Annotated in this window: 7 protein-coding genes; 4 read left to right on the top strand and 3 right to left on the bottom strand. The window is 55.4% G+C overall.

What is annotated here, in order from left to right; translation table 11 throughout:
• Together SH573x_RS31200 and SH573x_RS31195 are read right to left on the bottom strand one after the other, a co-directional pair.
• On the bottom strand, positions 1-381 hold the full coding sequence (locus tag SH573x_RS31200) for an acyl carrier protein (protein WP_479352150.1): 381 nt from the start codon (positions 379-381) through the stop codon (positions 1-3).
• Positions 382-472: 91 nt separating this feature from the next.
• Positions 473-967, bottom strand: a complete 495-nt coding sequence (locus SH573x_RS31195; RefSeq protein WP_479352149.1) for an ApeI family dehydratase — start codon at positions 965-967, stop codon at positions 473-475.
• Between the two features lie 868 nt (positions 968-1,835).
• On the opposite strand from SH573x_RS31195, the gene SH573x_RS31190 reads away from it, so the two are divergent.
• Positions 1,836-5,036, top strand: a complete 3,201-nt coding sequence (locus tag SH573x_RS31190; RefSeq protein ID WP_479352148.1) for a DUF1553 domain-containing protein — start codon at positions 1,836-1,838, stop codon at positions 5,034-5,036.
• Between the two features lie 43 nt (positions 5,037-5,079).
• Positions 5,080-6,522, top strand: a complete 1,443-nt coding sequence (locus SH573x_RS31185; RefSeq protein ID WP_479352147.1) for a DUF1501 domain-containing protein — start codon at positions 5,080-5,082, stop codon at positions 6,520-6,522.
• Between the two features lie 30 nt (positions 6,523-6,552).
• Here the strand turns inward: SH573x_RS31185 and SH573x_RS31180 are convergent, their stop codons facing one another.
• A complete protein-coding gene (locus tag SH573x_RS31180; protein WP_479352146.1) occupies positions 6,553-7,980 on the bottom strand; it encodes a sulfatase family protein in 1,428 nt (475 codons plus the stop codon).
• A gap of 1,195 nt (positions 7,981-9,175) precedes the next feature.
• Between SH573x_RS31180 and SH573x_RS31175 the strand changes: the two genes are divergently transcribed.
• Both SH573x_RS31175 and SH573x_RS31170 read left to right on the top strand, forming a co-directional pair.
• Positions 9,176-11,167: an ATP-dependent helicase gene (locus SH573x_RS31175; protein WP_479352145.1), complete on the top strand. Its 1,992-nt coding sequence runs from the start codon at positions 9,176-9,178 to the stop codon at positions 11,165-11,167.
• A gap of 209 nt (positions 11,168-11,376) precedes the next feature.
• The gene (locus SH573x_RS31170) at positions 11,377-12,669 is read left to right on the top strand and encodes an outer membrane protein assembly factor BamB family protein (protein WP_479352144.1); all 1,293 of its coding nucleotides are present in this window, start codon (positions 11,377-11,379) and stop codon (positions 12,667-12,669) included.
• The last annotated feature ends 115 nt before the right edge of the window (positions 12,670-12,784 follow it).

Below are 12,784 nucleotides of genomic sequence, written 5' to 3'. Positions count from 1 at the left end.
TTAGAGTTTACTTTCCACGTAACGACACAGGTCGTTGACGGTCAGTAGATTACCGAAGTCCTGGACGCGTGGATTCTGTTCGAATCGGCTCAGGTCTGCCCAAGGCAAACGTTTCTTCAGCTCAGCCAGACCGCCCGCGGTGACTTTGCCGTTCTCGACGTAGGTGGCATTGGTCAGGATGTCGTCCGGGAAGAGTTCTTCGCGAGGAATGCTGATGCCGAAGGCCTTTTCCAGTTTGAAGACGATATCCAGGAAGTCGATCGACTCGGCGCCCAGGTCACCGACCATGGTGGCCTCTGGAGTTACTTCATCGTCTTCAACACCCAAAGCGTCTACCAGGGCTGCCTGAACCTTGGAGAAAACTTCTTCGGAATTTGCCATCTGTGAATCTTTCTGCAAATGTAGTGAGCCAGTAAATCGTGTCCGGCAGATTGTTCAGCCCCGGGTCCGCGTTTGGCTCCAGGGGGGTTAACTAGCCTGGAACAACGGCGCTTTCGAGCTGAGTCTGCAATAGTTTGTCGGTTAATTCGCGCATAAAGTTGTTGGCATACAGGTCAGAGTGTGACTGCTGCTGGCTGCCGTTGATATAGCCGCGTCGCAAAACCAACCGCGCACTGACGGCGGTCGAATCTTGCTTTTTGCCGGAAGCCTTAAGCAGCGTTGTCTGAGAATCGTGTTTTATAATCTCTGCGACCACATTCAGGCTCTGGCCGGGCTGTACGAAGTCTGAAAACTTAACGTTTTTTGCCTCTTGAAGATAGACCAGCCCCATGTTGTACCCATCGGTAGCCCGAACGAGCAAGGCCGATGCCTGAAAGAGGCATTCGAGCATCATGACGCCGGGCATCACGGCAAAACGCGGAAAATGATCTCTGAGATAGTCTTCTCGACCCGACAAATGGCAGACAGCTTCGATTTTAGAACCGGGGTCGAGGACCGAAATATGGTGTATCTGGCGAAACCGCATCCAACTGTCCTCTGTGGCCCCCTACCCGGCAACGAAATTGATTGCACCCTTTGGCAAAACGAATTTCAAAGTCTAGTAGGACTAGGCAGCTTATGCAAGATGCACCGCTCCGTAGAGCGGCTGTCCCCAGCCGCTCGGCACCCTCTGAACATGCATCTTCAAACCTCAGCTCTGTCCGGTCTGTCCCCAAACCAGATCGCCCGCACCGGGGGACAGACCCCGGGCCGGTAGCACGTCTGTCCCCAGCCGCTGGGCAGGTTCCGTAGCTCAGAACCGCTAGCCAACTTGGCGTTACGTCAGTTGCCTACTCCTACTTGGAATCTTTTCGAGTACGAGTAGGAGTACGAGTACGAACAAAAGCCAGCATTAGACCTCATGCATTTTTAACCCATGGTCTGTCCGCTCTGTCCTCGGGCGCGACGGGGACAGACGTTGGGTGTGAGGCGACTTGATTAGAGGGTGCCGAGCGGCTGAGGACAGCCGCTCTACGATCGGGGACAGACCCAGGGCCGACAGCACGTCTGTCCCCAGCGGCTGAGCAGGATCGGTAGCTCAGAACCGCTAGCCAACTTGGCGTTACGTCAGTTGCCTACTCCTACTTGGAATCTTTTCGAGTACGAGTAGGAGTACGAGTACGAACAAAAGCCAGCATTAGACCTCATGCATTTTTAACCCATGGTCTGTCCGCTCTGTCCCCGGGCGCGACGGGGACAGACGTTGGGTGTGAGGCGACTTGATTAGAGGGTGCCGAGCGGCTGAGGACAGCCGCTCTACGATCGGGGACGTCCGCGGCGGGGGACAGACCCTAGGAGGTCAAAGCTGTGCTAGATGTGGAATCGGGAGGTGGGGTGGCGTACAATAGGTAGGTATGAAAACTCCCGCCTTACTCCCCACCTTTGTGTTTGACTTGCGGGGTGCTTTGCTAGCCATAGTTTTTGGGCTGGCTTCCACTTGGCAGGCTCAAGCCGCGGATTCGGTCAACTTCAATCGCGATGTGCGACCAGTCCTCTCCGACAAATGTTTCTTCTGCCATGGACCCGACGCTGGTCACCGGCAAGCCGATCTTCGTTTGGATGATCGGGAACAAGCCCTCGCTTCAGGCGCTTTCGAACCGGGTAAGGCAGCAGACGCTGAACTCATCCGTCGCGTAACTAGTCGCGATCCCGATGTGCAGATGCCGCCGCCTGATTCCAAGCTCGATCCACTCACCGAAAAAGAAATCGAAAAACTCAGCCAGTGGATCGATGCCGGAGCGGAGTACCAACCGCATTGGGCCTTCATGCCCGTTACCGAACCGGCTCTGCCAGCCGCCGTCCCCAATTCGGCTGCTGGTACCAACGAGCCCAACTCCGCTCTCCAGCCGATCGATCGGCTGATTCGAGCTCGATTGGCCGAGAGAGGTTACCACTCCCAACCGACCGCCAACCGCCATACGCTCATTCGACGATTGAGTTTTGATCTAACCGGCCTGCCACCCACTCCCGCCCAGATCGAGGCCTTCGTCGCCGACACTTCTCCCAATGCTTACGAAAAACTGGTCGATGGCTTACTCGCCTCCGAACACTATGGCGAGCGCATGGCAGTCGATTGGCTCGATACAGCCCGCTACGCGGATAGCTATGGATTTCAAGTGGATCGCGAACGCGATGTGTGGCCGTGGCGCGATTGGGTCATCAAATCCCTCAATCAAAACATGCCTTACGATCAGTTCATCACCTGGCAACTGGCCGGCGATCTACTGCCGGGTGCAACCGACGACCAAATCCTGGCCACCGCCTTCAATCGTTTGCATCAACAGGAATCCGAAGGCGGCTCAGTCGAAGAAGAGTATCGCGTCGAGTATGTCAGCGATCGCGTGCAAACATTTGCCACCGCTTTCCTAGGCCTGACCTTCGAGTGCGCTCGTTGCCACGATCATAAATACGATCCGGTGACGCAGCGCGATTACTACGGGCTGTTCGGCATGTTCCATAACATCGACGAAGCCGGCCTGTATTCTTATTTCACTCCGTCGCCACCCACACCTACATTGTGGCTTGCCGACGAATCGACCAAGAAGAATCTGCAAGAGCTCCAGCAGAAATCGTCACAGCTAGCTAGCCAACGCTTGGCCATGCGCGAAACGAAACAAGCTGACTACCAACATTGGCGCAGCCAGCTTCAACAGCTCGATGCCGCCGCGCGCCAGAAACAAATCGAGCAGTCTTTGACCAGCGAACTGGTCGGTCACTTCACCTTCGATACACTCGAAGATGGCAAACTGGCCAATAGCAGCGCAGCCGATAAACCCGCCAAGCTCTCAGGCGACAATAAACTCGCCCCCGGTCACGCCGGCCAAGCGATCCAATTCACAGGCGACGATCCCGTTGATTTGCCTATCGGCAATTTTGGTCGCCATGAACCATTCAGTATTTCGCTGTGGATCAAAACTCCTGATACCAAAGAACGCGCTGTGGTCTTCCATCGATCGCGGGCTTGGACCGATGCGGCCAGTCGCGGTTATGAACTGCTGATCGAAGATGGTCGACTCAAGTGGTCGCTAATCCACTTCTGGCCTGGCAATGCCATCTCGATCAAAGCTCGTAACGCTGTTCCGCTGAACCAATGGCAGCAAGTGACCGTCACCTACGATGGCAGCAGCCAGGCTGCAGGTCTCCAGATCTATGTCGATGGCCAGGCAGCGGATGTCGAAGTCATCAAGGACAAACTGACCAAAGAGATCACCGGTGGTGGCGGTGACAACATCGCCCTGGCCGAACGTTTTCGCGATCGTGGCTTCAAAGACGGCTTAGTCGATGACATGCGCGTCTACAACAAACAGCTCACCGCTCTGGAAGCCTTAGCCTTGTTCGATGCCGCTCAAGCCTCAGAGCTTTTGTCAAGCGACTCTGCGGACCAAGTCGTGCTGCTGGAGTATTACCTAGCCGCCATCAACGACGATGCCCGTCAATTGGACTCGCAGTTGAAAACCGCTCGCAGTCAATATATGACAGTGGCTGACGCGGTCAAAGAGATCATGGTCATGCGAGAAATCGAACAACCCAAACCCGCATACATTCTTGCCCGCGGTGAATACAACCAGCGTCGCGACGAAGTGCCCGCCGACGTGCCACAGTGGCTGCTGCCTTTGCCCGCTGGTGCACCTCAGAATCGCTTGGGCGTGGCCCAGTGGTTGACCGATCCGAAACATCCACTTACCAGTCGCGTGGCCGTCAATCGAGTTTGGCAAGGCTTGTTCGGTCGTGGCTTGGTGAAAACAGCTGAGGACTTCGGTAGTCAAGGCTCACGTCCGCTCTACCCTGAAGTACTCGATTGGCTCGCCTATCGTTTCATCCACAACGGTTGGGATACGAAGGACCTGATCAAGACCATCGTCATGAGTGAGACCTATCGCCAAAACAGCGTGAGCGATGCGAACATGATGGCCGACGATCCAGACAATGAATGGCTGGCACGCGGGCCTCGTTTTCGCTTGCCGGCCGAGATGATTCGCGACAACGCGCTGGCCACAGCTGGGTTGTTGAAACATCGAATCGGTGGTCCACCGGTCAATCCGTACGAGATGAGCGAAGCGTTTAAACCCCTAACACCTTCGGGCGATGACGGCGTGTTTCGTCGCAGTCTGTACACCAATTGGCGCCGCACCGGACCGCCACCAGCCATGTTGGCGTTCGATGCTCCTCGCCGCGCAGTGTGTATCGCCAAACGCGAACGCACCGATTCCCCGCTTCAGGCTCTTATCTTGCTCAACGGTACACAATATGTCGAAGCCGCGCGGGTGTTAGGCGAAGCGTTGCACAAGGAAAGCAGCGGTGATCTCCAGCAGATGATCCAGCTCGCCTCGCTGCGCTGCCTCAGCCGACCAGCCGATGAAAAAGAGATCGCTATCCTGACTCAGCTCTATCAAGAGCAACTGGCTTACTATCAACAGCACACCGATCAGGCTGAAGAGTTGCTGAAAGTGGGCACCACGCCCCGCGATACCACGATCGAAGCACCGCCTGCTGCCGCCGCCACCATTCTGGCGCAAGCCCTGCTCAATCACGATGTGTGCGTCGTGAAAAGATGAGCATGAAGTTTGAAGTTCGAAGTTCGAAGCTTGAAGTGTAAACATGTACCAATTCAACTTGCCGAAACGTCGCAGTTTTTTGACTCAGACTGGCTTGGGACTGGGTGGGCTAGCGCTCTCGAGCATGTTAAACGCCGAACATGCGCGAGCGGAAGATGCGAGCAAGTCACCGCTGGATCGCGGTGTGCTTGGCCAACCGCACTTCACGCCCAAAGCTAAACGCGTGATCTACTTGTTCATGTCGGGCGGTCCATCGCAGCTGGACTTGTTTGATCATAAACCGCTGCTCAATCAAATGAACGGCGAGCAGTTACCCGATTCGGTTCGCGGCAGCCAACGCTTGACCGGTATGTCCGGCAATCAATCGTCGATCCCGCTCGTCGGTTCGCCATTCAAATTCACCAAACATGGACCAGCCGGCGCAGCGATCAGTGAACTACTGCCCTACACCGCGGGGATCGCCGATGATCTGTGCATCGTCAACTCGATGTACACCGAAGCGATTAACCATGGTCCCGGGGTAACGTTCTTGCAGACGGGTACTCAGATCGCGGGCCGGCCTAGCATTGGTGCCTGGCTCAGTTATGGATTGGGTCAAGAGACGGCGGACCTGCCTTCCTTTGTCGTGTTGATCACCAAAGACAAAGGTGGTCAGCCGCTGGGTGCACACTTGTGGGGCAGCGGTTTTCTGCCGACTCGACATCAAGGTGTGCTGTTCCGCGCCGCTAAAGACCCCGTGCTGTATCTCGGCAATCCGCCGGGCGTCAGCCCCGACAGTCGACGCCAATTGCTCGATCGCCTGCGCGACTTGCACCAGCATGAACTGAGCGAAGTGGCGGACACCGAGATTCAGAACCGTATCGAACACTACGAGATGGCATACTCGATGCAACGGAGTGTGCCTGAAGCCACCGACTTCGGCGACGAGTCGGAGCAGACGCTGGCCGAATATGGTCCCGACGTTAAGACGCCCGGATCCTTCGCCGCCAATTGTCTGCTAGCGCGGCGTCTGGCCGAACGCGGTGTACGTTTCATCCAGCTCTATCATCAAGACTGGGACCACCACGGTGGCTTGCCAGGCGCATTGCCGAAACTCTGCAAAGAAACCGATCAACCAGCCGCTGCCCTGGTTAAAGATTTGAAGCGCTGCGGATTGTTAGACGATACGCTGGTGATTTGGGGCGGTGAGTTTGGCCGAACCAATTATTGTCAGGGCAAGATTGCCACCAACTTCGGTCGCGACCATCATCCGCGTTGTTACAGCGTATGGATGGCCGGTGGTGGTGTGCGAGCCGGCTCGGTCTATGGCGAAACGTGTGAGTTCGGATACAACATCGTCCGCGATGGCCTGCATATCCACGATTTGCATGCAACCATGATGCATCTGCTGGGTATCGACCACGAACGCTTAACCTACAAATTCCAAGGTCGACGATATCGCTTGACCGATGTGCATGGCAAGTTGGTGCCAGGCTTGTTAGCGTAAGGCAAGGAGTAAGGAGTAAGGTGTGAGTTTTTAGGGTAGTGTGCCCGCTGGTCGCACTTCACTACCTTCTTGTTTATTGAGAGAGTCACCGAGTTCTCCGCGGATGCGCTGGGCCAAAGCCTTCAGCTGCTCGACTACTTCGGGATTCTGCTCAGCCACGTTGTGCTGTTCGCCGATGTCGCTGTCCAGGTTGTATAGCTCCAAATCGCATGTGAGTTGTTTGTAGGGGCCAGGCCGACCATCTTTGCCGGCTTGGACCAGCGTGCGGTACTCGTGCGGAAAGTGCAACTTCCAAGCTCCGCTGCGCACGGCATGCAGTTCGCGATTCCAATAGTAATAGTAGGCATCATGAGGTGTTGTTTGTTGGTCGTCGCCAGCCAATAGTGGCCAGATATTCAGGCCGTCAATCTTGCGCTCGGGCAATGCAGCTCCGGTCAAGTAAGCCACCGTGGGCAGCACATCAATGGTGGCTGCCAGTTGAGCCGATTCGGTGCTCGGCGGAATCTGGCCAGGCCAGCAGGCGATCGTCGGTTCGCGCACACCGCCTTCCCAAGCAGTCCCCTTCCCTTCGCGCAACGGTCCAGCCGAACCAGCATGATCGCCATACGATAACCATGGTCCGTTGTCGGACGTGAACAGAACGAGCGTCTTGTCTTCCAGTTTGGAGTCGCGCAAAAACTGGCGCACCTGGCCGACGCTCCAATCGATCTCAGCAATCACATCGTGGAACAATCCCTTGCCAGTGGAGCCGGCAAATTTCTCCGAAGCAAAGATGGGCACATGCGGCATGCTGAAAGGCATGTACACCAAAAACGGTTGGTCTTGATGTCGACGCATGAAATCCAACGCATGTTCGGTGCACCATTTGGTCAGATACTGCTGGTCGTCGGCCGTCACATTTGTGTTGACCCTCTGATCATTTTCGATCAGGGGCAACGCTGGAAAATTTTTGGCCGTAGGATGATAGGGCCACATGTCGTTGGAATAAGGCAAGCCGAAGTATTCATCGAAGCCATGATGGAGTGGCAAACCCTGCTCGCGATCTCCCAAATGCCATTTGCCGAAGATAGCCGTACTGTAGCCGCGCGGTTTAACAATTTCTGCAATCGTTTGTTCGTCGGGATTGAGGCAAACCTTGGCCCCTGGCCCCAGCGCACCCAAGATGCCGACCCTCACGTTGTAGCAGCCGGTCATCAGCGAGCAACGCGACGCGCTGCATACGCCTTGCGAAGCATAAAAGCTGGTCAGGCGTCGACCCTGCCGAGCCATCTCATCTAGATTGGGCGTCACCATCGTCTGACCACCAAAGCACTGCAGGTCGGCATAGCCCAAATCGTCAGCAAAGAAGATGACAATATTCGGTTTATCGATCGGCGGCTTGGCGACTTCGCCAGCCCGCGTCAGTGGGCCAACCACGATCCAAAGCAGCGCCGCCAAAATAGGTCGAGGTCCAGTCATGACCAGTCGCTCCGGTGAGACAAAATGCAGGTGGGTCGTATATCATAACCTGAAGTCGTTTAACCCGTAGCCGCAGAGGCGAGGCAAACGAAGGAGTTGATATGGTAGTGGGAAGTCACCTCAATCGTTTAACCCGTAGCCGAAGGCGAGGCAAACGAAGGAGTTGATGTGGTAGTGGGAAGTCACCTCAATCGTTTAACCCGTAGCCGAAGGCGAGGCAAACGAAGGAGTTGATGTGGTAGTGGGAAGTCACCTCAATCGTTTAACCCGTAGCCGAAGGCGAGGCAAACGAAGGAGTTGATGTGGTAGTGGGAAGTCACCTCAATCGTTTACCCGTAGCCGAAGGCGAGGCAAACGAAGGAGTTGATGTGGTAGTGGGAAGTCACCTCAATCGTTTAACCCGTAGCCGAAGGCGAGGGAAACGAAGGAGTTGATGTGGTAGTGGGAAGTCACCTCAATCGTTTACCCGTAGCCGAAGGCGAGGCAAACGAAGGAGTTGATATGGTAGTGGGAAGTCACCTCTTTAAGCAAAAGATGGTTAGGTAAACGCAGGGTTTGGTTAGAGGGTGCGCCTCGCCTGGCGGCTACGGGTTAAACGAAGCCGAAGGCTAGGTGATCGAAGGAGCTGATATGGTAGTGGGAGGTCACCTCTTTAAGCAAAAGATGGTTAGGTAAACGCAGAGATTGGTTAGAGGGTGCGCCACGCCTGGCGGCTACGGGTTAAACGAAGCCGAAGGCTAGGTGATCGAAGGAGTTGATATGGTAGTGGGAAGTCACCTCTTTAAGCAAAAGATGGTTAGGTAAACGCAGGGTTTGGTTAGAGGGTTCACCTCGCCTGGCGGCTACGGGTTAAACGAAGCCGAAGGCTAGGTGATCGAAGGAGCTGATATGGTAGTGGGAGGTCACCTCTTTAAGCAAAAGATGGTTAGGTAAACGCAGATATTGGTTAGAGGGTTCACCTCGCCTGCCGGCTACGGGTTAAACGAAGCCGAAGGCTAGGTGATCGAAGGAGCTGATATGGTAGTGGGAAGTCACCTCTTTAAGCAAAAGATGGTTAGGTAAACGCAGGGTTTGGTTAGAGGGTTCACCTCGCCTGCCGGCTACGGGTTAAACGAAAAAACCTCGCCTGGCGGATACGGGTTAAACGAAGACGCGGGCGCTCAGGTTGTCGCTGAGTTCATCGAAGGGGAATTTTTTGGGAACGCTAGATCAGTTGAATCCTGAACAGCGGGCGGCAGCCATGCATGACCGGTCGCCGCTGCTGATCATCGCTGGTGCGGGGTCCGGCAAGACGACGACCCTGGTCCATCGCGTAGCGTACTTGATCCAGCAAGGCATCGCCCCGAGCCGTATCATGCTGCTGACCTATACGCGTCGGGCCGCCACCATGATGACCGAGCGCACCAAGAAACTAGTGGGCAATGAAGTCGATCTGGCCGGGCTGTGGTCCGGTACCTTTCATGGTACCAGCGTGCGCCTGCTGCGCATCTTCAGTGAAGCCATCGGTCTACCCAAGCATATCACCATCCACGATCGAACCGACTCAGAAGATCTGCTCGATGCCCTGCTAAAGAAAGTGATCGACAAGTACGGCGACAAGACGCTGCCCAAAAAAGGCACCGCTCTTTCGATCCACAGTTACCAGGTCAACAGTCAATGGCCGCTAGAGCGAGTGATCAAAGAACATTACGCCGACTTTGTTTCGCATACCGGCACACTGGAACAACTATTTGCCCAGTACGATAAACAGAAACGCATGCTGGGGATCCTCGACTTCGATGATCTGCTGGTCAACATGCGCGATATGGCTCATCACGAGCAAATTGGCGAGCGTATCCGTGGGCGTTTTGAAGCGATTCTGGTCGACGAGTATCAAGATACCAATGTGCTGCAGTCGCAGATCTTGTCGGGACTGGCGCCCCATGGCAAGGGGCTGACCGTCGTGGGCGATGATGCCCAGTCGATCTATTCCTTTCGCGCAGCCACCATCCGTAACATCCTCGAATTTCCGTTGCAGTATCCCAACTGCAAGGTCGTCAAGCTGGAACAAAATTATCGCAGTACGAAACCGTTGCTGGCCGTATCCAACGCGCTGATCGAGCAAGCCAAAGAGCGTTTTGAGAAGGAACTATGGAGCGCTCGCGAGGCGGGCACCAAACCGCAACTGGTATCTTGCTACAGCGATTCAGAGCAAGCCGAGTTTATCGTCCGGCGCATACTGCGGCACAAGACCGAAGGCATTCCGATCAAGGATCAAGCCGTGCTGTTTCGCGCCGCCCATCATTCGCTGGCGCTGGAAACGGAATTGTTGCGCAACAAGATCAACTACGTAAAGTATGGCGGACTGAAGTTCGTCGAGGCGGCGCACGTCAAAGACTTGCTTGCCTTCTTGCGCCTGGCCGAGAATTCCAAAGACACAGTTGCGGCCTTGCGCTTGCTGATGCTGCTGCCGGGCATCGGGACCAAGCGCGCGGCTTTGGCTATCGAGATGTTGGAAGTGTCGACCGTAGGCATCGAGATTTGGCATCAGATCAAACCGCCTGTCGGTTCGGCTCGCCTGTGGCCACAACTGATGAAGCTGCTAACAGACCTGGTGGCCAATCGACCTGAGGCCCTGTCGGCCCAGCTGGCCTGCGTGCTCAGTTTCTATCAGCCGCTGATGGAAGATCGCTACGATGATGCCGCGACTCGCAAAGCCGACCTGCAACAACTGCTGGCGATGGCTGATCGGTTTGAAACGCGACAGCAGATGTTGGAAGACCTGACGCTCGATCCGCCAACCAGTACCGCCGACCTGCCCGACTTGGAGGCACGCAAATCGAAGAAACCCAAGGAACCCCCGTTGGTCCTTAGTACAATTCATTCGTCCAAAGGTCTCGAATGGCCGGTGGTCTACGTCCTGAGTGCCATGAGTGGTTGCATTCCGCTACCGCGAGCTCTGGCTGCAACCGATGGGTTCGAAGAAGAACGACGTTTGCTGTACGTGGCTATGACTCGGGCCGCGGATCACTTGTATGTGAGCTACAAAGAAGGTTTCGAAGACGAATTTAGCTGGGGGTATCGGCGTAGCTATGGCCAGAGCACCGGCGGTCTGTGCGATTATTTGCAACCCAAACCCATGAAAAAACTCTTTCAGATCCAGTACGCTTCGCATTGGAAAGAAGTTGAGACGATCGGCCCCGCGTAACGCTCAGAGTCAGGCCCTACGATCATCAAGCCAATCGAGTGTACAATATGGGGCCAAATTCGTATTGGGCCAAAATTCGTAGCGGAAGCCGTCAAGGCTTTCGAAACGCGCTTCGGACTTTCGAAGGGAAAAAACTTGCCCCGTTCCGCAACCGAGTTGGCAAAGAATGTACATCGTTTTTATTGACACATATTCCGAGGTTAAAGCCCATGAAACTCACATCGATATTCAGCTTGGCGTGCTGCCTGGTTGGCAGTTTGTCATTGGTGGCCGCTGAGCCATCGAAGGATAGTTGGCCACAGTGGGGTGGTGTGCATCGCGACCATCAAAGCCAGTCCACCGGACTTTTGCAGAGCTGGCCCGAAGGTGGCCCTAAGCTGGCGTGGACGTTTAAAGAAGCGGGTATGGGTTACGCATCGATGTCCGTAACCGAAGGCAAACTCTATTCGCTGGGGGCCACGGTAGGCGACAATGCCAAGAACTTTGCTTTCTGTCTGGATGCTGCCACTGGAAAACAGCTGTGGCGCGAAGAGTTAGCTCCGGCGGTTGACCGAGATGCTTATGCCTCAGGCTGGGGCACCGGTCCACGCAGTACCCCAACGGTGCTGGCCGATCGCGTGATCGTGCTGGATGATGCAGGCAATTGCTGCTCGTTGGATAAGTCGAGCGGCAAGCTGCAGTGGAAAGTGAACTTGATTTCGGACTTGGGCGGCAAGATGCCCAAGTGGGGATTCAGCGAATCACCGCTGGTCGATGGCGATCGCGTAGTCGTGTGCCCAGGCGGCGCGTCGTTCTTGCAAGTGCTCGATCTGAATAGTGGCGAAGTCAAAATGAAGAGCACCGGTTACGATGCCGACCCGCATTATGTGTCGGTGATCAAACACAACGTCGACGGCGTCGATTGCTATACGACCGCCAGCGGACAGGGCCTGGTGAGCTTTGCCGTCGATGATGGCCGCACCCTGTGGACCGACAAGTCCACCGGAGCCTCGACTGCTACGATTCCGACGCCGATCATCCAAGATAACTACGTTTACCACACTGCTGGCTACGGCGTAGGTTGCGTGCTGATGAAGCTGTCTTCTGATGATAAGAAAACCGTCAAAGCCGAAAAGGTTTACGCCAACAAGAACCAAATCAACCACCACGGTGGTGTAGTATTGGTCGATGGCAAAGTCTACGGCATGAAATCGCGGGCCGGTTGGGTGGTCATGGATTTCCTCAAAGGTGATGTCCTGTGGGAAGGTCGTGTAGCAGGCGATTCGGGCGCGTCGGTTGCCTATGCCGATGGCCGAATTTATGTCTACGGCGAAAGCACTGCCACGTGCTACCTAATCGATCCCTCGGTCAACGAGTGGACTCCACGTGGTAAGTTCACCATCCCTGCCAAGAGTTCAATCAACCGCGGCAACGGGCAAGTTTGGTCACATCCAGTGGTAGCCGAAGGCAAGTTGTTTTTGCGCGATCTGGATTTGATCTACGTCTATGACGTAAAGAAGTAAGCCGCAGGCGTTGGCCTCGGTTTTTGAGACGTTTGACATTCACGCGGGCGGTTAGCCTCGGGTTCTAGCACCATATGTCGTGCAACCGCGGCTAACGCCGTCGGCAAAGTTAACC

This window comes from Rania fehmarnensis (genome assembly GCF_056494185.1).
This window is presented reverse-complemented; position numbering and strand designations above follow the sequence as displayed.